Genomic DNA, 21,183 nt, shown 5'->3' with positions numbered 1-21,183 from the left:
TAGGGGGAGCGTGAGGACGTCAACGGAACCAACGAAGGACGGGTTGTCCCGTCGTGATGGGGAAACTTCGTCCCACAGGGTCGGTGTAGTGGGTGTGCGGAGGGATGCCTAGAGCATGGAAGAGTGTGGCTACCAAATCGGCAGGGGAAACGGGGGGTGTGGTGGGGTAGGCGGCATGGCGATCCGAGACACCGTCGGCACCTCCGGCTGCGATGCCCGCGCCGGCCAGGACAACGGAGTAACAAGCGGCCCAGTGTTTGCGTCCGGGTGTGGAGCCGGCAAAACGGCTTTCTTTAGCCACGAGGGGGGCACGTCCAAATTCACCCATGATGACCACCAGAGTGGTGTCCAGTAAACCGCGTTGCTGCAAGTCTTCGAGAAATGTCGAGACGCTTAGATCGAAACGGGGCAGAAGGTGATCCCGCAAGGCTTCAAAAATATCGTTGTGGGTATCCCAACCATATTCATCGGTAACGTTTGGGTGGGCATCTTGCCCGCGGATATTGTGGTTGAAGAACACGGTGATCCACGGGACGCCGATTTCGACGAGCCGGCGGGCGAGGAGGCAAGCTTGCCCTGATCGATACAATCCGTAGCGTTCTCGGAGGGATAGGGGTTCTCGCCGCAAGTCCATCGCTGTGGCGACTTGGGGGCTGCGGAGCAGTTCCAAAGCCTGTTGGGTGAGGGGATGGGCGGCTTGCTGAGGGTCCAAGCGGCGTAGCAATTCGCAGCGTTGGGCCAAGCGCTGAGGCGTGATGTCCGGAGAGAGGCGGAGGACTGGGAGGAAGCGATTCTCTTCCAGAGGATTGCCTAGCTCAGGGGGTTGGTAAGCTTGTCCCAAAAAGCCGGCGAATTGCCCCGGTGCGGGTTCCCGCGGCGCCAACAGTGGGCCGTTGATATGGAGGGCTGTGTAGGGCAGTTGAGGATGGGGCCGCAAACGTGTGAGTACAGCACCGAGGGCAGGGTAATCATCCGGTCGTGGCGGAGGATTCGAAGATTTGCGCGGGTGGAACTGCCCAGTGAGCGCCAGGTAGCAGGCCGAGCCATGATCCAGATCATCATGGGACATAGTCCGCACGATGAGGTAGCGATGGGCTAGGCGAGCCAGGCGAGGCAGATGTTCGCATAGGCGGATTCCCGGCACGGTTGTGGCAATAGTGCGGAAGGCACCGCGGACTTGTTCCGGCGCTTGGGGCTTGGGGTCCCAGGTGTCCAGTTGGCTTTGTCCCCCGCTGGTGAAGATAATGACCACAGATTTGGCGCGGCCTAAACCCGGCAGGGAAGCGGAGGCGGAGGTGAAACGCTCAGGCCGTGCGGTAACTCCCTTGCCAGCGTGAAGCAACAGGGGCGAGAGAGCCGCGGTGCTTAGGCGGAGCCATTCGCGCCGGGAGGGTGGGTAACCAGGGTGGCTTATCAGTCGAGGAATACGGAGCATACGGACTGTTATGCCGTTGGACTTATCCGGTGGGGAAACTGCTACTATCATGCCGCAAACATCGCTCCCTGACAAGTGGGGAGCCGTCACAATTGTGGGAGTGGGGCTGATCGGAGGTTCGGTGGGGAAGGCGTTATGCCAGCGGCAGTTGGCGGAGCGCGTCATCGGTGTGGGACGTCAACAAGAGGAACTGGAACTGGCACAACAACAGGGTGTCATTCACGAGTGGACCTGTTCCCTAGCCCAAGGTGTCAGCCGGGCCGACCTGGTGGTGGTCTGCGTTCCTGTGGATCAGATCGCTCCCTGCATCAGTGAAGCTGCCAAACATATGCCATTAGGGAGCTTGATCACCGATGTCGGCAGCACCAAACGTAACATCATCTCTGCTCTGGAAGGCAAGCTGCCGCGGCATGTGGAGTATGTGCCTGGGCATCCTTTGGCCGGGTCAGAGAAAAGCGGGGCACGCCACGCCCAAGCCGATCTGTTCCACCAGCGTCGGGTCATTCTCACTCCTACGGCGCAAAATACTCCGCGTGGGCTAGCGCGCGCCCGGGCCTTCTGGACCGCATTAGGCGCTGAGGTGCTGGAAATGTCGGCGGAGGAACATGACCGGATGGCTGCCGCCATCAGTCATCTGCCCCATGTTCTGGCGGCCTCCTTGGTGCTGGCCACGCCAGCTCAATGGCTGGTGTTTGCCGCCTCCGGCTTTCGAGACACGACCCGCGTAGCGGCAGGTGATGCCCAGCTCTGGGCCGCGATCCTGCAAGCCAACTGTGACGCCGTCCAGCAATCGCTTCATGAATGGGAACGAGAATTACTTCGGTTCCGCCGCTTGCTGGAGACCGGCGATGGCCGAGGTCTCCGCGAATGGCTGGCTCAAGCCCAACAGGTGCGCCATGCTTTGGGAAGTGGAAATCCGTCCGATCGGACGTGATGCGGAGCGGGAACGCGTCTGCCAAGAGTTCGATCTGCTTGTCCATGCCCGGCGGGCAGAGGAGTTGATCCAATCGACCGCACGGGGTTACTGGCTGGAAGGGAATATCAGTTCGGAGGCCCTCTCCCGCTTGGTCCGGGAAGTGCTCGTGGATCCCATTGTGGAAGAAGGAATCGTTGGACCTGCCGGGACAGATGCTGGCAATGCATTGACAATTACCTACAAGCCCGGCGTGATGGACCCGGTCGCGCAAACCGTGCTGGAAACAGCCCGGAGGCTCGGCTGGGCCATCGAGGCAGTGCGGACCTTCCGCCGATATTATCTCCGGGGTGCACTCAACGCAGAGGATCGCACCCGCCTCATCGGCAAGGTACTAGCCAACGAGGCCATCGAGCAGGTCTTGGAAGGCCCTTTGCCTGTCCGTCATCTGAGCTTGGGCGCCAATTACCGCTTTCACTTAGTCTCAGTGCCATTGCGGGACCTAGACCCGGAAGGCCTGCTTCGCGTCAGCCGGGAAGGGATGCTGGCCCTTTCCTTAGAAGAGATGCAAGCCATCCAGGACCACTTCCGCCAATTGGGTCGTGAACCCACCGATTGCGAACTGGAAACCATTGCCCAAACTTGGTCCGAACACTGTTCCCACAAGACGCTCAAAGGGACCATCACATTGCGGGACGGAACCCTCGGCAGCAGCCGAACGTACCGTCACCTGCTCCGCGAAACGATCTTTGCAGCCACAACCGAGATCCGCCGGAGATTGGGAGCGGAGGATTGGTGCGTGAGCGTCTTCGAGGACAATGCCGGGGTGGTGCAGTGGGAGCCGCGCTACCATCTCTGCTTCAAGGTGGAGACACACAATCATCCGTCCGCCCTGGAGCCTTACGGGGGTGCCAACACCGGCGTGGGCGGGGTGATCCGCGATGTGTTAGGAACAGGATGTGGTGCCAAACCGATCGCCAACACGGATGTCTTTTGCTTTGCCCCCCCTGATTATCCCCCCGAACAGTTGCCGGAAGGTGTGTTGCATCCCCGCCGCGTCTTGCAAGGGGTGGTGGCCGGCGTTCGGGACTACGGCAATCGTATGGGAATTCCCACTGTCAATGGCGCAATCATTTTTGATGAGCGTTATCTAGCGAATCCACTCGTATATTGCGGCACCTTAGGCTTGCTGCCAGTCGATCGAGCCAGCAAATCCGTAGCCGCGGGAGACTGGATTGTAGTGGTCGGCGGTCGGACAGGTCGGGATGGTATCCACGGTGCGACCTTCTCCAGTCTGGAACTGACTCATGAGTCTGAGGCGGTCAGCGGCGGCGCGGTACAGATCGGTAACGCCATTACGGAAAAGAAACTGCTAGATGTCCTGCTGCAAGCGCGAGACCGCAATCTGTTTCGCGCAGTCACGGATTGTGGAGCAGGAGGATTCAGCTCCGCAATTGGTGAGATGGCTGCGGGATTGGGGGCCACGGTTCGGTTGGAGGCGGCCCCGCTTAAATATACGGGGCTGAGTTACACGGAAATCTGGATCAGCGAATCCCAGGAGCGCATGATCTTAGCTGTGCCTCCGGAGAAATGGCCGGAGCTGCAGGCCTTGTGTGCGTCCGAAGATGTGGAAGCCGCGGTGCTGGGACAATTCGAGGCTAGCGGCCGACTGAAACTAACCTATGAAGGCCACGTTGTGGCCGACCTGGATATTCACTTCCTCCATGAAGGCCGGCCTGCCGTCGTGCGCGAAGCCGCATGGCCTCCACCAACACCGCGCTCCGATGGCGCTCTCTACGCTGGGCCTGCTTCCGCCTCCACTCCACCCCTGGAGTTGAGTGAACAGGAAGCGTTGCTGCGATTACTAGGGCATTACACCGTAGCCTCTAAGGAATGGGTGATCCGGCAATATGACCACGAGGTGCAGGGAGGGAGTGTCATCAAGCCGCTGGTCGGGGCCGAGAATGACGGGCCGTCCGATGCGGCCGTGCTGCGACCTTTAGCGGATAGCTGGCTCGGAGTGGCCGTGGGATGTGGTATCAATCCGCTCTACGGTGAATGGGACCCTTACGCGATGGCCGCTCTGGCTATTGATGAAGCGGTGCGCAACGTGGTGGCCGTGGGTGCTGATCCCCGTCGCATCGCCCTACTTGACAATTTCTGCTGGGGAAATGTCCAGGACCCTGTGGTTCTCGGAGCATTGGTGCGGGCGGCGGAAGCCTGCCGGGATGTAGCCATCGCCTACATGACCCCTTTCATCAGCGGCAAGGATAGCCTGCACAACACCTATCGCGGTCCTGACGGCTCTCGCCGGGACATTCCCCACACCCTATTGATTTCTGCCCTGGGACGCATCCCGGATGTACGCCGCTGCGTGACTATGGATTTGAAAGGTCCTGGCCATCATCTCATTCTCGTTGGCGAGAGTCGAGCTGAGATGGGCGGCTCGCTCTATTCCCAAATCACCCGTCGAGTCGGAGGACGCATCCCTCAGGTGGATGCTCAGCAGGCCCCCCGCATCTTCTCTGCCGTACATGAGGCCATCATGCACGGGTGGGTACGGGCTTGCCATGACCTGAGCGAAGGAGGATTGGCCGTAGCCATTGCGGAAATGGCTTTTGCTGGCCAGGTGGGTGCCGATGTGCAGCGGCTCCCCGGAGAGGGTAGCAAGGCGGAGCGGCTCTTCAGCGAATCCCCCTCGCGATTCCTCCTGGAGGTGGCCCCAGAACATCGCGATGCTCTGGCGGCTGTGTTAGGCGACCTTCCCTGGTTCGAAATCGGCATCACGGTTAGCGAACCTCGCCTTCGCATCGCTGATCAGAATGGCCAGTGGTGCATCTGGGCGTCGCTTCGAGAATTGAAGCAGGCCTGGCAGAGGCCCTTATCTCAGAGTCTCCAGATCGCTTAATTCCGGTACAATGGAGACAGAGCAGGGGTGCGGGACAGTTTATGCATCTCGCGCAAATGTTGTGCTGCTCAATCGGGAGACGAGGGGCCGGCACATCACTGCTCGCTGAACATACCACCTGTTTCCCTCACGAAGTCTATGCCAGGGGGAACGGTGAGGATGGAGAGAAACATCATGAGCCGCCGGCTTGGAACCAGCTCACTGCTATGCAGGGGAGGAATGGCAAGTGTGATCGGAGGGATACTGATAGCGGTGAGTTTGCCTCTGCCAGCTCAACCCCCTCGGCCAACACCTCCCAATGCCAAGGCGGCCGGCTCACGCGCTCCCGTCATCAAGGCTGAAGAGGAACTCGTCGATAAGGTGCGTAAAGCGATCGAACTGGGCGTCAAATATCTCAAGAGCCAGCAGCGGGATGGGAATTGGGAAGGGGTGGTACTGAATGTGCTCGCAGATATGGAGGGTGGAGTTACTGCCTTGGCGACTTTGGCGCTGCTAACCAGTGGCGTTCCCCCGGATGATCCCGCGGTCGCCAAAGCCCTGGATTATCTCCGTTCCTTGCCCCCCCGCAAAACCTACGTGGTCGGCTTGCAGACGATGGTCTTCGCCGAAGCCCGCCAGAAACGGGACCTGCCTTTGATCCAACGCAACGCGGACTGGCTTATCCGCCAAGGAGTCGGCTGGCAAATCGACGAGCGAGGGCGAGTGGTCGGCGGGCAGTTGCGCGGATGGAGTTACCCTGCCGGACCTTCTAACATGGCAGATAATTCCAACACCCAGTATGCCTTGCTGGGTCTCTATGCCGCCAAGCAAGCCGGTGCCATGATTGATCCGACCGTCTGGCGTGAGATCCGTGCCTTCTACACCCGCACCCAGCGAGTCGAAGGACCTATGAGTGGCTCGTGGAGTTATGCCACGCTCGCCAACATCGGAGGGATGCAACCCAGCTTGAGCATGACGGTGGCAGGGGTCTGTGGCTTGTACATCGCCAGTATGGGACTCGATGAGAGTGAACAGCAACTCGATCCGCAAACCGGCGTAGCCGCTAACTGCGGCGTCTATAGCGAAAACCAAGCCCTCACCCGCGGCCTGAACTGGGTGGCTTCCCACTTCAATTTTGATTCGCCCAAGTCCAGTTTCTACAACGTTTATGGCATCGAGCGGTTGGGCCGCCTCTCCGGGGAGCGTTTCATCGGTCGGCATGATTGGTATCGGGAAGGCTGCCAGTGGTTGATCACACGCCAGGAACCCAGCGGAGCGATTGTCGGCAAGGGTGGCATCGATGCGGCTCCGATCATTTCTACCTCATTTGCTCTGCTGTTTTTGGCCAAGGGTCGGACACCCGTGCTCATCAGTAAATGGGCTTGGGGGGATTTCCAATTCCGCAATGGTGTGCTCATCGAGTTGTCCCTGGGAGACAGCGGCCAGGTCAACTGGAATCGCAAGCACAATGATGTGCGAAACATCGTGGAGTTTTGTAGCCGGGAGTTGTTTGACGGTGTCCCTCTCAGTTGGCAAGTGTACGACGCGCGCCGCTTGAGCTTTGACAACGACTTGGCACCAGGAGGGCGTTCCAGCAAGGACAAAATCCTGGAGGAAGTCGGGGTGCTACTCCAATCCCCGTTGCTTTACATTAACGGTCATGGGCGGATCGTCGGGGGGCGCGGCAGCCTGAGTGCGGCCCAGAAGGAAATACTCAAAACTTACATCGAGGAGGGGGGATTCGTTCTGGCTGAAGCCTGCTGTGGTGATCCAGAATTCGCTGCCTCTTTCAAGGAGCTAATGCAGGAGCTGTTTCCCGATAACACATTCCGTCGTCTGCCTCCGGAGCACGCCATTTGGTCGATCCTACCGGGGATCACGCCGCTCGATTTTCCCGATCTGGAGGTACTGGAGCGGGGATGCCGCACGGTCTGTGTTTTTTCTCCCAAACCATTGGCTGGTTATTGGGAAGAGGCCAAATACATGCCCAAGGATTCCCGCCGGCCCACCCAGCGCGGCGAAAAGGCCTTTTGCTTAGCCCGCAATATCGTCGCTTATGCCACAGGGCTGGAATTGCCCAAACCTAAACTGACGCGGACTCAGGTGGTGGCCAAGGGGGCAGAGACAGGCGTAACCCGCAGTCATTTCCGAGCGGCGCAACTCGATGTCGGCGATCGACCTGCCCCGGACGCATTGAAAAACCTCATGGCGTTCCTGCGGGATCAGGCGCGCTTGGATGTGGCGCAAACCAGCGTGGTGCTCCCGCCAGGGGACGAACAACTGTTCCTCTTCAAGTTCATGTATCTGCATGGACGCAAGCCTTTGCAACTCTCCGATCTCGAAATCGAAACCCTCCAGGCCAATCTCAATTCCGGGGGACTGCTTTTTGTCGATGCTGCGTGCAATGGAATGGAAGCCTGGAAGGCGTTTGACCGGTCCTTCCGGGACCTCTGTAACCGGCTTTACCCGAACCATAAACTCGTGGTCATCGAGAGCCAATTGCCCGATGGCCGAGAGGAACCATTGTTCCGCATGGCACGCGAGGCAGGAATCGATCTGCGGACCGTGCGCTGCCGCCGGGAAAAGGCCGATGGGAGTGGACCGGAGATAGAAATGCGCACCTATCCTGTGCTGCTGGAGGGAATCCAAGTCGATGGCCGATGGGTGGTCATCTACAGCAAATATGACGTGGGATGTGCGATCGAAGGCCACAAGGCCGCCGATTGCCTCGGTCACGACAAGGAGAGTGCCTTGCGCATCGCTGCTGCCGTCGTGCTTTACTCCCTCAAGCGCTGAGCTTTCCCGGAAAGCTCTCGCTTGCCTTGAACTGCCGGCATTTCATGATACTGCCGGCACCTCACGGAGTTGGATGTTGAAGCAAGAGACCTATCAGAATCCTGCACGGGGTATTACAGTCAGTTCCAAGCGTTGGCCCTTCCTGAGCACCACTGCCACGACCTTCTGCCCCGGCTTGATGGCTTCAGCGGCGGTGTAGGTATCCGCTACGGAGTCGGTCCACCGGCCGTCCAGAATCAGTAGCCGATCGCCGGGCCGTAACCCCGCCTGAGCCGCCGGACTATCAGGCAGGACGCGGATGACTGTTACTCCCTCTTGCGTGTCGTCGTTCGCTTTATCCACTTGGAAACCCCACAAAGCGGCGGGGGCGAGGATGCGCGGTTCCGGCTTTCCTTTGGGGGGGTTCATCAGTTTTTCCATCAATCCCTGCATCACATCTTTCGGTTCGTATCCGTTAGGTACCAAGGTTATCTCACGCTTCTGATAATCCACTGTCGTCTTGTACCTAGCGAAAAAAGGGAAGCCGATGATCCCCTCGATGGGACCGAGCACTTTCGCCATCGCACCGACGGTTGGATGGTCCATGACGATGGCGGGCACATTCTGCAACTTGATTTGGCCGATTTCCAGCGTTTGGATCGTCTTCGGTCCGCCCATGCCGAAGAGGGGCAGCACCGGTCGCTCACCCTTTTTGAGCAACCCTGCTTCTCGTGCCAGCTTATTGCTGACCAGATTCATCGGTGCCCCGGTGTCGAAGACAAGTCGATAGGGACCGGTTCCATTCACTTTGACTTGCACGGCCATGTGCCGGGAGCGGAGCAGTTCAAAAGGAATGACGATCGGCTCGGTTTGGCCCTTCGATTCTGGAGCCGTGGTGGGATCGCCTGCTTGTGCTGGCTTAGGAGTGTCGGCTGGCCGCGGAGGATTCGCTGGGTCCGAAACCGCCCCGGCGGCTGACCCAAGCATCGCAGCCAACACTGCGAACAGCGGCATGCTTCGCCGAAAAACTCTTCCAGCAATTCCCCATCGCATGCTTACAATCCTCGGCCGAGTTCCAGGCGGATTTCTAGGGTTTTCCCCTGTCGTTCGATGGTCAAAACCAGCGGGCTGCCGACCCCAGCACGCCGCAAAGCACGATGAAGGTCAGCGGGAACATCGATACTCTGGTTCCGGACAGAGGCGATGATATCGCCAGGTTGCAAACCAGCTTGAGCTGCGGCAGTACCGGGATAGACGCGTTGAATCACTACCTTGCCATCTCTTTGTGCGACTTCGATTCCGAGGAAGCCGCGAGGCGCTACGGCGAAGTTCGCCTTGATCCCGGTTAGGGCCGCGATCATCTTGATGAACGGTCCCATCATTTGGATGTCATCGGGGCCTTCCGCGCGCAAACGCTCTGGGTCCGGTGGTTCGAAATGCGGCAGGTACTCAAAGCCCAACTTGTCCGCTGTGAAGTCGTATTCGATGCGGAAGCGGGCCAGCACGTTATAACCGATGACACCGTGCAGCTCAACCCCTGCCAGCCCCAAGGTGTTCATCCCGTCGAGTTGCACCAGGTCTTCGATCCGGCCTTTCACCTTGCCTAGGCGGACACCGCCTTCAATCTCGAAACTGTCGAAGACAGCCCAACCTTGCCTGTCCGCCGTCACCCCGACTTTCTTCGCCACACTTTTGGTGAGGAAGACCGCAGGTGCTCCCGTGTCGAGTATGAAGTGGAACGGTCCTTTGCCATTCAGTTTGACGCGGACCAACACATGCTGGCTATCTGTCAAGCGGTAAGGTACCTTGTACCGATGGGTTCCTGGAGGGGTGGGGTTGGCGAACGCAGGCTGTGCGACGTCTGCTGCTATGCTCCCCGCGAGCAGGAAAAGAGCGGCGGCAATGTACCAACACTGCCGGCGATTCCCCGTGTCCAGAATGGTAATGGGAGCCATCGTAATTTTCTGAAAACGGGAGCGCATAACTGACATCCGTTACGGGTTGGAATCTGGCCCAGGATCGTTTGATGCTAGTATGATAGCACATCCCCTCCGCAAGGTTCAGGGATGGCTGTTACCACAGATTCTTCGATAACAACCAGGCCGGACAGGGCAGGGGCTAAGACTTCAGAGCCAGGATAGGCAGCGACCGAGCAAATCGGCAACGGGGGACAGTGCTGTGGATGTGCAGGAACTGGAAGCGAAACTCCAGCGTGTAGAGCCGGCTGTGCGCTTGATCAGCGAGCGGCATTTGCTGCAAGTGCTCTACTACTTGACGGATTGGGGCTATCCCTATCCGCTGCATCCGGCCTTACCTTATTGGGTCTCCCGCACCGACCTGGAGGCGATGGGTACGCTGCCGGAGTCGGTTTTTCGAGGAAAGGAATCGTCACTCCTGTTGGTCACCACCCCGGATGACCGTTTATTGGATCATCTTCCCGCTGCGGCAGTACTGCGGGCGTATTGGCGGGTGCTGTTTCAAGCGGCTATAGCACACCAATGGGAGCAGCGATTTCAACAGGAAGGTATGAAGCCGCAGGACTGCTGGCACCTTCTGGAGCGGTGGGGACCTGCGACCGCACGCGAAATCCTGCACGTTTTAACGGAAGAACATCTTTTGCCGGAAAACGCCTCGGCGTCCATCGTCTACCGTACTTTCTCTGCTGTGTACCTCGACCTAGCTTTTTTCGACCCCGAGCGCGTCTCGGACTTTTTCCCCTCGCTTCCGGCTGTTGAGCAGGTCCGGGCAGAGCTGGCCCGAGAAATTGGAGCAGAAGAGATATTGTTTCGGACACGTCCGGAAGGGGCTGCTGAGGCCTACGAACCTCCTCCCATCGAGGAGCATTGGTGGGAATTGCCCACTGTCTCAGATTCTCGCGCCATGACGGTATTGTCGGGATCGGAGCGTCTCTCCGGTGCCAGTAGGAGGCATTCCGCTGACCTCGAAACTCTGAAACGGCAAACCGCGGAAGCTCTCGCGCAAAGGAATTGGATTCGGGCTGCTATCCTCCAGATGCGCCGAGCGGGGTTGGAAACGGCGGAGGAGGAACAACGGCGTGCCTACACAGAAGCAGAAGATGCTTTGCGGCAAGTGGTCGCCGGTTTGGGGCAGTTGTGGCAATGGGATGAGGCCATGCAAAACGAATGGCAACAAGCCTTGCGCCCCCTCCTGCCCCTGGCGGCTTGTGGAGGTTGGCCTCGTGCCGCCCGTTGCCTTTACGAGTTGCAGAAGTTGCAAAGCACCCTCCAGCGGGATGTTTATACCGTTGATCTGGTCGAGTTTCTCGCCACCTTGGGGCGCCGTCCGATTGTCCGGTCCCTGCCTCATGCGCGCTGGGTGCGCCAACTGATCAGCCTTCAGAAAGCCCGGCGACAGATGCAACGCAGCGGTTTATCCCCCGCGGCGCGGTTGCGACTCGACCAGCTCTTCGCTCATCAGATTCAGCAGTTGGAACATTCCGTGCGAGAGCGGTTGGCGCCGTTGATCCGGGACTGCTTGCAGCAGGCCGGTTTGGTTCCTACCTCGGTGGTCGAGGAGGTGGGCCGAGAAAAACTGATTGCCGAGTTGCTCGACCAGATTTGCACTAGCGGTTATGCACGCTTTGGCCACCTGCGGGATGCCGTGGCACGCAACACCTTGAAATTGCCGGACCTCCAAGGCTTGGGCGAATGGTTTCGGGGAGATGGACTGCTTCGGGCCGATGCCTTGCTTGCGGAAACCTTGGATGGCATCTATCATCGGGGGGAAATCTATCTTCGGGGCTTGCAGCGCTTCAGCGCTCTATTCTTCGGAACAGTGTTCGGTCGTTGGCTGACATTGTACCTGGCACTGCCCTTCGGCGGTGCGTTTTTGATCTTGATGTTTCTCGAAGAGGTACGCCACTTAGGGGAGAAGGCGATCCACTTATTCGTACCAGGCATCACGGCTCCAGCGCTCCCAACTGTACCGCTTCCCGATGCTATCTCCTCTGAAATGGGCGTCGATTCCGAAACGGGACTGGCGGTTGCTCCACCCCCTCGTGCCATCTCTGTGCCACCCGATGACGAATGGACGGAGGAATGGGACGTGGAGGACCCTGCGGGTGAAACTGCGGCTCCCGCCTCATCCTCATCACCTACTTCGCCAGATGGGACCATCTTGTGGTACGGAAGTGAGCCAGGTTCCGCCCTGGTGACTGGAGTGTTAACGTCATCTGCAGCAGTGACGACGCCGGAGAAACACCAGCCGTCATGGCTCGTGGCTCCGCCGACCATCATAGCGGTAGGGATATTTTTGCTTCTCCTTCTTCATGTGGCACCATTCCGCCGCTTCGTGGTACAGTTTCTCTGGCGGGCCGGCGTGCTGCTGCGGTTGGCGCTCTGGGATGGGCCGCGCGCTCTTTGGCGAGCACCCCTATTCCGCTCCCTGCGCCAGAGCCGGCCAATCCGTTTCCTCTTCCATCATTTCTGGACTCCCACCATCCTCACCCTGCTCTGCTATCTGGTCCTCATTCTGCTGGGTGTCAGTCCGGTATTCCTGTTCGACTGGCTCTGGATGGTTATCTGGGCGGGCCTGACGATCGCCTACAACACTCCTTGGGGATGGGTGATCCAAGATCGCATTGCCGAAGCTCTCGCCGATTGGTGGAGGCAAGTGCGGGTCAATCTCCTTCCCGGATTGATCAGCGTCTTTATCGACTGGTTTCACCGGCTGGTGAATTGGGTGGAGCGCGGTCTGTACGCCGTGGATGAATGGCTGCGTTATCGCCGGGGAGATTCTCGCGGTCGCGTGGCGCTCAAGGCTGTGCTCGGATTGCTCTGGTTTCCCGTCGCCTATACCTTCCGCTTTGTCTTCTACTTGTTAGTTGAGCCGCAGGTCAACCCGATCAAACATTTCCCGGTCGTGACAGTTTCGCACAAAGTGATTTGGCCTTTGGTCCCGCAAATCGCGGATTGGACTGGTATTTCCGTTTGGACCGTCAGCATGATCATCAATGGGATTCCGGGCATATTCGGTTTTATTGCCTGGGAGTTGAAGGAGAATTGGCGGCTGTACGCCGCCAACCGCCCGCGGCGCTTGTCTCCCGTGGTTATTGGCAGCCACGGAGAAACGATGCGCGGACTTTTGCGGCCAGGGTTTCATTCGGGAACCTTGCCGCGCTGCTATCGCAAACTGCGCCGCGCCCAAACACGGGATAAACAGCACTTCTGGCGGCAGAGGCTCCATCACGTAGTGGACGAACTCCAGCACTTTGTCGAGCGGGAGTGCCTTGCGCTGCTCCATCGTGTGGCCAAGGACAGCTTGCCGCTGCACCTCGATCACATTCAGACTGGATGCCGGCGCGTAACGGTTAGCTTCCACCATCCCCACCTCGGGCCTGTTCCGCTGCAACTGGCTTTTGAAGAGATGGAAGGCCGTATCCACGCCGAAATTGTCGAGTGGGGCTGGACCCGACGGCTCAGCGATGAACAACGTTCGATCTTGATCCTGGCGTTTCGGGGCTTGCTCGATAAGGCGGCGGTCGAAGTTTATGCGACACGCCAGAGACTGGAATTAGACGTTCCTTTGGCTAAAGATTTCGACGATTTGCGCCGCCATGTTGCTTGGAAGGAATGGCAGGAAGAATGGGACCGAGCGTTGCAAGCGAAACCTTTGGCTGCATCGGCTTGAGAATGGTCCCACGCCGTTGACTCCGGGCGGCATTTTCCCTCAGATGCGAGAAGATTTCTCCGGTTGACGACACGGCTCAACGGGGTACACCACACTCGGAGCTTACCATGCTCTCCGGAGAAAGTTTACGGAGGGGATTGGCCGGAGGTAATTGATCGCGAACTCTGTGAATTAGGAGGTGCTGACATGAGAGGCTCGCGCCGCGATTTCCTCGCTGTTGTGGGCGGAATGCTGACGGTTGGAACGGGGGCTTTAGCTCGATCTTCCAACTCACTGGTGGTACCAGCTCCGGCATCGGCCGGCATCGGGCAAACAAACGCCGGTCGTATTCCGGAAGCGATTGATCCTGTCCCGCGGCCCGGAAACAAACCGCTCCTCAAGTTGAGTTTAGCTGCCTATAGCTACCGGCAATATCTGGATTTGAAAAAGCCGTCTCTCACCTTGTTCGACTTCATCGACATCGCGGCTTGGGGACCCCTGGAGGCAGTGGAACTGACCTCCTACTATTTTGCCGAAACCAGTGATGCTTATCTGAAGAAACTTAAGGATCGGTGCCGCCAGCATGGTTTGGCTATTTCCGGAGTTCCGGTGGGGAACAATTTCTGCCGGCGCGATCCGGAGCGTCTTAAGTCCGAGATCGATACGGTGAAAGCCTGGCTGGAGCGAGCGGCGAAGCTGGAGGCTGAAACGGTTCGCATTTTTGCGGGAAGCCTGGAGCGCGGCGACACCCTCGAAGATGCCCAACGGCGCGTCGTGGCTGCCATCGAAGAGTGTTGCGCTCATGCCGAAAAAGTCGGCGTCAAAGTGGCATTGGAGAATCACGGCGGCATTACGGCGACCCCGGAATTGCTTCTGACACTCGTTAAACAAGTCCGCAGCAAAGCCTTTGGAGTCAATGTGGATACTGGCAATTTCCACACTGCTGACCCCTACGCCGACATCGCCAAAATAGTGCCCTATGGTATTGTGGCCCAAGTGAAAACGGAGATCATCCGGGCGGACAAGAAACGGGAAGAAGCCGACTTACCTCGCATTATCCGCATCCTCAAAGAGGCCAACTTCCAGGGATACGTCGCCCTGGAGTATGAAGCGGCCGAGGAGCCGAAAGTGGCAGTCCCCCGCTATCTCAAACAGCTCCGTCAACTAGTCGGCTAGTCGCTCTTCTCCGTGATTCGGAAGGCAGACCTGTTACGCTGCTCCTGGGACTGCCCAAACCATTCCTATTCCTTTAGGTTGGGGGGATGAGTAGAGTCACAAGTGGAAGTGAATATACGATGTAGCCCAACGCTTGGCTTGGGGCATTGTATTTGCCAGGGTGGCATTGCGGGCAGCATCTACGGTTGCAAGTTGCATAATGAAGGCGGGTCAATCGGCCTCCTGCCGTGGGGGAGGAAGGAAGAAGGAAGCGAGCAACGCGATGGCATAAACCGCCGTGCCAATGACCGCCGCGGCGATGGCCACTCGGTGAGGATTCTCTCCGGAAAAGAGAGGGGCTAGCAGTTCCGTGTTGATGACGGCTGCCATGGTCCCAATCATGCGTCCCCCGATGTTGGTAGCAAAGCTGCTGCCCGTTCCTCGCAGATGCACCGGAAATACCTTGGGTAGGTATTCGCTCACGTAACTGAACTGTGCCACAGTGACTAACCCGCAGAGGAAAAGTGCGGCGCAGAAAAGGGCAAAGTCGCTGTGGTAGAGCACGAGATAGGTCACGGGGAACAGGACCAAGCCGGGTAGGAGAAACATGCGGATGAGGAGTTGACTGGATACATAGACGACCAGTAAGGCAAAGAGAATACGCCCGGTCAGACCTCCGATTTCCTGCCAGCGTTGCATCTGGCCGCGCTTGGCATCGATCAGCCGCGGTACCGCAGCCTGGGCCTGCTGGAGCTGTTCTTGTGCCTGTTGGCGTTCCTCGGCGGAGGGGCTTTTCAACGCCGCTTGCAAAGCGGATACTTTCTCTTTGCTTTCCTGCCTCGCTTGATGGACATCGGGCAGTCCCGCGACCATAACAGATGGCCCTAATTGCAAAGCGCCAAACGCAGCGCCGTAACTGCAAGCCGAGAGGATGGTCGTAACCAGTGTGGTTCGCCGGAGCTGGGGTGAAAACAACTCGGCAATGCGGGGCCGCTGCAAGGTGCCAGCTAGCTTTTTCTCCCGCCAAATACGGCTTTCTGGAACAAACGGCATCAATAGGAGGATCAATACTCCTGGTATCAGACCGGTCAGCAAAGTATAGCGCCACGGTGTCGGGGAGATGCCCACGTGGCTGAGCCAGCTCAGTCCCTGGGGCTGGTGGTGAAGCCAGGCAACAATACCGTTGAAAACCTCGGTCACCAGGATGCCACCAAGGGAAGCAAAGGCAAGGGTCCAACCGATGGCCCGTTCCCGCTGGCGTTTGTCCAGGAACAACTCAGCCAGCCAAGTGACCGCTGCAACTAACTCAACGCATACACCGATGAACGTGGTACACCGAAAGAGCACGAAGTGCCATAACGCCGTGCTCCCCGCTGCTGCCACAGGAGAGAGGGAATACAACAGAATGCTGCCGATCATAACCGTTTTGCGCCCGAATCGATCGACCAGCACGCCTCCGAAAAGCCCGAAAATGCCGCCGGAGAGAGCCGCCATCCACAACATGCGTCCAGCCCACAGTCTCACCTCGGTCGAATTCTGCTCCACTTGGAGTAGTTCCGACAACGCCTGGGCACCAATGACGGGAAACATGAGCAGTTCGTAAGTGTCAAATAGGAAGCCGATGGCTGCGGCAATCAGCACCAGACTGCGAACCAATGGGGAAAGAGGGGCGGCTACGGAAGGGGGGGTTGTGGTCACGCGGTGGCCTCCTGGATACAGCAAAGCTCAGATCAGCTATGGCTCGGCAGGATGATAATGAGCTTAGCAAACCAGCCGCGCTTTGCCAGCGGAGACGGAATGGGGAAAGTTCCCCAACCCGACCTAATGAGCGAAAAAATGCAATACACTATTGCCGCAGGAACGCTCCGTGCGGATGATGGTGAGCGTCTGAAGCGATTGACCCTACGTTCACGGTGTCCTTACACTCGGAAGAGGTAAGGCGAGCCACACCTGATTTCTGCCTCAGAGGAGGAAACCACAATGTTCCGCCGCCTGCTGGTCCTGACCGGCTTAGTTGTGCTAGCCTTTCTGCCCCGGGTTCAGGCCGATGACACCGACGCTTTCCTGGATCCGGCCAATTGGGAAGGGTTACCCCAGTATTGGAAGCTGGACCCCAAGAGCCGAACGATCATTGGCCACGCGGACAAGGATCCCGGTTTCAACACCTTCTTCTGCTCCCGGAAACAGTATGGTGACTTTGAGCTGGCATTTGAGGTAGAGCTAAAAAATGCCAAGGGAAACAGCGGAGTACAAATCCGCAGCCGCTTGCTGGATGGCCCGAAGGAAAAAGGAAAGTTCATCGTCGCTGGTCCGCAAGCCGACATTGGCCAGCAGTACTGGGGGAGCTTATATGGGGAACGTTTCGGCGGTATGATGAAGCAGGCCCCAGCGGATCGGGTCAAAAAGTTCGTCAAGCCGGATGGTTTCAACGAATACCGCATTCGAGCCGTCGGCCAACGGGTAACTATCACCATCAACGGCGAAACTTTTATCGACGAAGTGTTCGAGAAATTGCCACCGGCGGGAATCATTGCCTTCCAGATCCACGCGGGCGGGCCTATGACGGTGACATTCCGCAACATCCGCTTTACACAATTGTCGTCGAAATGAGCCAGCGGATCGCGGAATCCGATCGTGACCGTTGAAGAATCTGATCCGAAAGGAATAATCCCGCCACGGAGGGGTCGCAAAGGCATCCTGGGCATTGCCGGGAGGATTGCGATGATACACCGCCGTCATTTTCTGCAATCCACTGTCCTACTCGCGGGCTGGGGAGGACTTGAGGCAGCCAAACCTCAGCAAGCAAGCGGGACAGAAAGCGACCGTCAAGATTCTCCTTCCGTCAGTCAGGCCCAATCTCAAGTCCAATCTAAGGATGCGAGTTTGACGCCCGCAGGGCCGACTCGCTTCCAAATCGCTTGCATGACCCTGCCGTACGCCCGCTTTCCGTTGGTCCGTGCCCTCAAGGGTATTCAGGCTGCCGGATTCAAATACGTCGCGTGGGGGACCACCCATCGGGAAGACAGCGGACAAAACATCCCAGTGCTTGCCAGGGATGACCCTCCGGCGAAAGCCAAAGAACTGGCGGGCCGGTGTCGCGACTTGGGACTCGAACCCGTGATGATGTTCAGTATGGTTTACCCCGAAGCCCCGGATGGACTGGAAGTCCTCACCCAGCGGATCAAGCAAGCCGGAGCGGCGGGCATCGGACAAGTGTTAACCTTTGGTCATACCAAGGGAGGCAACCGTCAGCTCTGGGTGGAACGTTTCAAAGCGCTGGCTCCCATCGCCAAAGATCACAATGTCATCCTGGTCATCAAGCAGCATGGGGGTGAAACGGGGACGGGTCAAGCGTGTGCTGCGATCACTCAGGAGGTCAACCACCCCCATATCAAAGTCAACTATGACGCAGGGAACGTCCTGGATTATCTGGAAAAAGACCCAATTGCAGACGTACGCACCTGTGTCTCCGAAATCCGCAGCTTTTGCATCAAAGATCATCGCCTCTGGCCTAAGAAGGAAGACTGCGGCCCCGGCTTTGGAGAAATCGATCACTATCGTCTGTTGCAACCCGTGGCATTTACAGGGCTGACCATGCCCTTAGCCTGTGAGAATATCTTCGCCCCCCTGTTGCCACGTCCTGAAAAAGCGGAAGACGTGGACAAGCTGGCCCGGCATGCCCGCGAATTCCTGGAGTGGGTGGTTCAAGGTTTGCAAAGCGCTCCATCAGTCTCCAAGCCGATGGGGAAATGAGTTGCCTTCCTCCGGTCCCGTGAGATGGGGGAAAAGTCGGCTGCATTGAGGTATTCGGCCGGCACGGAATAGTTGCTAAAGTTGCTAAAATTGCTGACCGCTCAGAGTGTCGAAAAGATACACAGTGACTATCGTACCAGCAGGATAGAGAGTTACTTCCTCCGGAACCAAGAAGAAGCCGTCGGCGGCGACCAGGGAAGAAATCGAGGATGCTCCCCGTTGCCGAAGTGGAACCGCCTGATTCTGCTCGATGCAGACGCGAACCCATTCCAGGCGTCCCGGGGGTGAAGACCAGCTCTCGCGCAACGGTGCGGTCCGCTGGCAATGGGGCAAGTCGAGGGAGCGGCCAGCCAAGTGGCGAATGATTCGGCCCGCGAGCAACTCGTAAGCCACGAGACAAGCTACGGGGTTGCCCGGCAAGAGCACGACAGGGAGCAGGGTTCCAGCTCGGTTCAGCCAGCCGAAGCCCGTCGGTGCTGCCGGTCGGATGGCCAGTCCTTGGGCGACCAATTCTCCCATTTCCGCGAGCACGCAGGGACAGAAGTCTTCATCTCCGGTTGACGAGCCGCCGCTCACGAGCACAACGTCGATGTCCTTTGTCAGAGCCTGACGGAAGGCTTGGCGAAGAAGGACTGGGTCGTCAGGGACTCGCAGCACCTCTACTACTTGACCGCCATCACGGGGAATCAATGCTTGCAACAGGGGAGTATTGCTGTCCACAATCTCTCCAACTTTCGGGATAACTCCCGGTGGAACCAGTTCCGAGCCGCTCACGAGTAACATCACCCGCGGCTGCCGCACCACAGGGCATGATGTTAGCCCCAGAGCCACGAGTAAGGCCACATCTTGAGGACGGAGCACGCGGCCTGCGGGGAGCACGACCTGACCGGCGCGAACATCTTCGCCGACAGCGATGACATGCCGGCCGGGTGGGGATGGCCGTCGGAAACTCACAAACTGCCCATCCGCGGATACCTCACTGTCCTCAAGCATCGCCACGGTATCCGCACCTTCTGGGATGGCAGCACCAGTCATGATCCGTACCGCAGTGCCGACTGAAACCGTGCCCGGCCAAGGGCGGGCGGGATACGCCACTCCGCGGACCTGTAACTGGCATGGTTGCTCGGGAGAGGCTGCCTCCAGATCGCTGGAGCGCACAGCAAAACCGTCCATGGCGGCACGGGGGAATGAGGGCAAGGAGACAGGCGCTGTAATGGCTTGTGCTAAGACCCGACCGGCCGCCTGGTCCCATAACACCTCTTGGGATTCCAATGGCCGGAGTCGCTGTTTGATCTGGATCATCACATCGCACAGCAATGCTGGTGCCGTTGTTCTCTTATCTGTCATACTTTTGTGCCAGCAGCCCTTAAGATTTCACCTTCAGGAACAATCGGGATTTCCCCTTGACTTCGCCCTTTCTCCCTAGTCTATCCCTTCGCTATTTCCAGAACTGCATGCGTTCAAAAGTTGGCGATTTTTTTCAAGTGAGTCCCCTCGACTTGAAAGGATGGCTTCTAGGCTAAATTAGGTTGATTCCCAGCGCTGAGCTCAAAGTCGAAAACATGCCGGTGGCCAAACCTTTCACAAAACGGCTTGGGGAGAGATAAGGATGAAGGATAAAACAAAACGATGGCTTCTCGCGGGACTGATTCTTCTGGTGACGAGTACAGGTTGCGGTTGGAGGAGGAATTGTTTGGTTTCCGGCAGTGCTGCTCCACCTTGCGGCAGTTTGCCGCCTCCTCCAACAGTGGGCAGTCTGCCACCCCCGCCGCCGCCACTCCCGCCCACGACCTATGTGCCCCAATGACACTTTACCGCTTTCATGGCGGTAACTCGGAAGACAACCTGGCGCTGGCCTGTCCGACTTGAAATTGTCCTTGCAGGACATGGCCAATCCCGTTTTTCTCTTGCCACGGGAGGAGAACGTCAGGCGGAGCAGCTTGGACCGCTTTTTGTGCGGGAAAAGTTTCAATTGCCAGATCATTCCTTAGGTCCCATTTGTCCGGCATGGGTAGCTATCTTTTCCGCCTCCCACGGGTTCCTGCCGTAGGTAACAAACACAGTTCCGGCACACTTACCGTGGAAGGTAAACCTGTCGCCGTCTGCCTCGGAATCGTCTGCTCTGGCGATGATCCTTCTTTGACTTGAGGCTAGCGTGGCGCATGATCGTAAGGAAGACGGTCATGGAACAGCCGCAGAATGATTAGGCCAAAGCACCGGCGTGCTGAGGAAAGGATTCCGTTGGCCTCCGTAGGATGCGGACGAGGGCTGCTCCTTGCCCTTGATCTCCGAGGAATTTGGAGGAAATGGTCATGAAGCTGCGCTGGGCTTATCTGGTATGGTTAGGAGTGATGGTAGCGAACACGGGATGCTATTGCCATCATCCCTGTTGGGGTTTCCGGTTGCATCCCTGTGCAACACCAGCATGCTACTATCCTCCGCGTAAGCCGTTGTTGCACCACAAGTATTACAAATTTGGTTATCCACTTCCCCCCACTGCCTGTGATGCCTGCCTCGTCCCCCCAGGCATCGCCACACTACCTGCCACCCCCCCTGTGATGACATTCCCCACAGGGGCATATCCTCCCATCGTCGGGCAGCCAACTCCTCTTCCTAACGCGGGTCCGCAGGGAACGC

General features: G+C 58.2%; 13 protein-coding genes. 8 read left to right on the top strand and 5 right to left on the bottom strand.

Annotated elements, in window-relative coordinates; translation table 11 throughout:
* Positions 1–19 precede the first annotated feature (19 nt).
* Positions 20–1,486, bottom strand: a complete 1,467-nt coding sequence (locus tag H0921_RS03175) for a DUF1501 domain-containing protein (RefSeq protein WP_228498910.1) — start codon at positions 1,484–1,486, stop codon at positions 20–22.
* Between H0921_RS03175 and H0921_RS03170 the strand changes: the two genes are divergently transcribed.
* From H0921_RS03170 to H0921_RS03160, 3 genes are all read left to right on the top strand, one after another.
* Positions 1,485–2,369 (top strand): prephenate dehydrogenase, encoded by an 885-nt coding sequence (locus H0921_RS03170; RefSeq protein ID WP_194536547.1) that lies wholly within the window; start codon positions 1,485–1,487, stop codon positions 2,367–2,369. The genes H0921_RS03175 and H0921_RS03170 overlap by 2 nt on opposite strands.
* Complete coding sequence (gene purL / locus H0921_RS03165; RefSeq protein WP_228498909.1) at positions 2,284–5,256, top strand: phosphoribosylformylglycinamidine synthase subunit PurL; 2,973 nt, start codon at positions 2,284–2,286, stop codon at positions 5,254–5,256. Before H0921_RS03170 ends, purL begins: the two co-directional genes overlap by 86 nt.
* A gap of 228 nt (positions 5,257–5,484) precedes the next feature.
* Positions 5,485–8,031: a DUF4159 domain-containing protein gene (locus tag H0921_RS03160; protein WP_194536546.1), complete on the top strand. Its 2,547-nt coding sequence runs from the start codon at positions 5,485–5,487 to the stop codon at positions 8,029–8,031.
* A gap of 93 nt (positions 8,032–8,124) precedes the next feature.
* On the opposite strand, the gene H0921_RS03155 is transcribed toward H0921_RS03160, so the two are convergent.
* A complete protein-coding gene (locus H0921_RS03155; RefSeq protein WP_194536545.1) occupies positions 8,125–9,024 on the bottom strand; it encodes an aspartyl protease family protein in 900 nt (299 codons plus the stop codon).
* Between the two features lie 41 nt (positions 9,025–9,065).
* Positions 9,066–9,992 (bottom strand): PDZ domain-containing protein, encoded by a 927-nt coding sequence (locus H0921_RS03150; protein WP_194536544.1) that lies wholly within the window; start codon positions 9,990–9,992, stop codon positions 9,066–9,068.
* Positions 9,993–10,188: 196 nt separating this feature from the next.
* Here H0921_RS03150 and H0921_RS03145 point away from each other — a divergent pair, with 196 nt between their 5' ends.
* Positions 10,189–13,659, top strand: coding sequence for a hypothetical protein (locus tag H0921_RS03145; protein WP_194536543.1), 3,471 nt, complete (start codon positions 10,189–10,191; stop codon positions 13,657–13,659).
* Positions 13,660–13,845: 186 nt separating this feature from the next.
* Positions 13,846–14,814, top strand: a complete 969-nt coding sequence (locus H0921_RS03140) for a sugar phosphate isomerase/epimerase family protein (RefSeq protein WP_228498908.1) — start codon at positions 13,846–13,848, stop codon at positions 14,812–14,814.
* 210 nt (positions 14,815–15,024) lie between these two features.
* On the opposite strand, the gene H0921_RS03135 is transcribed toward H0921_RS03140, so the two are convergent.
* Entirely contained in the window at positions 15,025–16,491 is a 1,467-nt protein-coding gene (locus H0921_RS03135) for an MFS transporter (protein WP_315851834.1), read from the bottom strand.
* 282 nt (positions 16,492–16,773) lie between these two features.
* Here H0921_RS03135 and H0921_RS03130 point away from each other — a divergent pair, with 282 nt between their 5' ends.
* Together H0921_RS03130 and H0921_RS03125 are read left to right on the top strand one after the other, a co-directional pair.
* The gene (locus tag H0921_RS03130) at positions 16,774–17,403 is read left to right on the top strand and encodes a 3-keto-disaccharide hydrolase (RefSeq protein WP_194536542.1); all 630 of its coding nucleotides are present in this window, start codon (positions 16,774–16,776) and stop codon (positions 17,401–17,403) included.
* A 111-nt stretch (positions 17,404–17,514) separates the two neighbouring features.
* Positions 17,515–18,546, top strand: coding sequence for a sugar phosphate isomerase/epimerase family protein (locus H0921_RS03125; protein ID WP_194536541.1), 1,032 nt, complete (start codon positions 17,515–17,517; stop codon positions 18,544–18,546).
* Between the two features lie 84 nt (positions 18,547–18,630).
* Here H0921_RS03125 and H0921_RS03120 read toward each other — a convergent pair whose 3' ends face one another.
* A complete protein-coding gene (locus H0921_RS03120; RefSeq protein ID WP_194536540.1) occupies positions 18,631–19,893 on the bottom strand; it encodes a molybdopterin molybdotransferase MoeA in 1,263 nt (420 codons plus the stop codon).
* 282 nt (positions 19,894–20,175) lie between these two features.
* On the opposite strand from H0921_RS03120, the gene H0921_RS03115 reads away from it, so the two are divergent.
* On the top strand, positions 20,176–20,415 hold the full coding sequence (locus tag H0921_RS03115; RefSeq protein WP_194536539.1) for a hypothetical protein: 240 nt from the start codon (positions 20,176–20,178) through the stop codon (positions 20,413–20,415).
* Positions 20,416–21,183 lie beyond the last annotated feature (768 nt).

This window comes from Thermogemmata fonticola (assembly GCF_013694095.1).
GTDB lineage: Bacteria > Planctomycetota > Planctomycetia > Gemmatales > Gemmataceae > Thermogemmata > Thermogemmata fonticola.
Note: the sequence above shows the minus strand (reverse complement) of the source record. Positions and strands in the feature narration are given on the sequence as shown.

Bases quoted from the DNA above. Each gene is read 5' to 3' on its own strand.
- H0921_RS03170 (WP_194536547.1), top strand. From the start codon at position 1,485: ATGCCGCAAACATCGCTCCCTGACAAGTGGGGAGCCGTCACAATTGTG.
- H0921_RS03175 (WP_228498910.1), bottom strand. From the start codon at position 1,486: ATGATAGTAGCAGTTTCCCCACCGGATAAGTCCAACGGCATAACAGTC.
- purL (WP_228498909.1), top strand. From the start codon at position 2,284: ATGGCCGAGGTCTCCGCGAATGGCTGGCTCAAGCCCAACAGGTGCGCC.
- H0921_RS03155 (WP_194536545.1), bottom strand. From the start codon at position 9,024: ATGCCGCTGTTCGCAGTGTTGGCTGCGATGCTTGGGTCAGCCGCCGGG.
- H0921_RS03150 (WP_194536544.1), bottom strand. From the start codon at position 9,992: ATGCGCTCCCGTTTTCAGAAAATTACGATGGCTCCCATTACCATTCTG.
- H0921_RS03140 (WP_228498908.1), top strand. From the start codon at position 13,846: ATGAGAGGCTCGCGCCGCGATTTCCTCGCTGTTGTGGGCGGAATGCTG.
- H0921_RS03130 (WP_194536542.1), top strand. From the start codon at position 16,774: ATGTTCCGCCGCCTGCTGGTCCTGACCGGCTTAGTTGTGCTAGCCTTT.
- H0921_RS03125 (WP_194536541.1), top strand. From the start codon at position 17,515: ATGATACACCGCCGTCATTTTCTGCAATCCACTGTCCTACTCGCGGGC.
- H0921_RS03120 (WP_194536540.1), bottom strand. From the start codon at position 19,893: ATGACAGATAAGAGAACAACGGCACCAGCATTGCTGTGCGATGTGATG.
- H0921_RS03115 (WP_194536539.1), top strand. From the start codon at position 20,176: ATGGCTTCTCGCGGGACTGATTCTTCTGGTGACGAGTACAGGTTGCGG.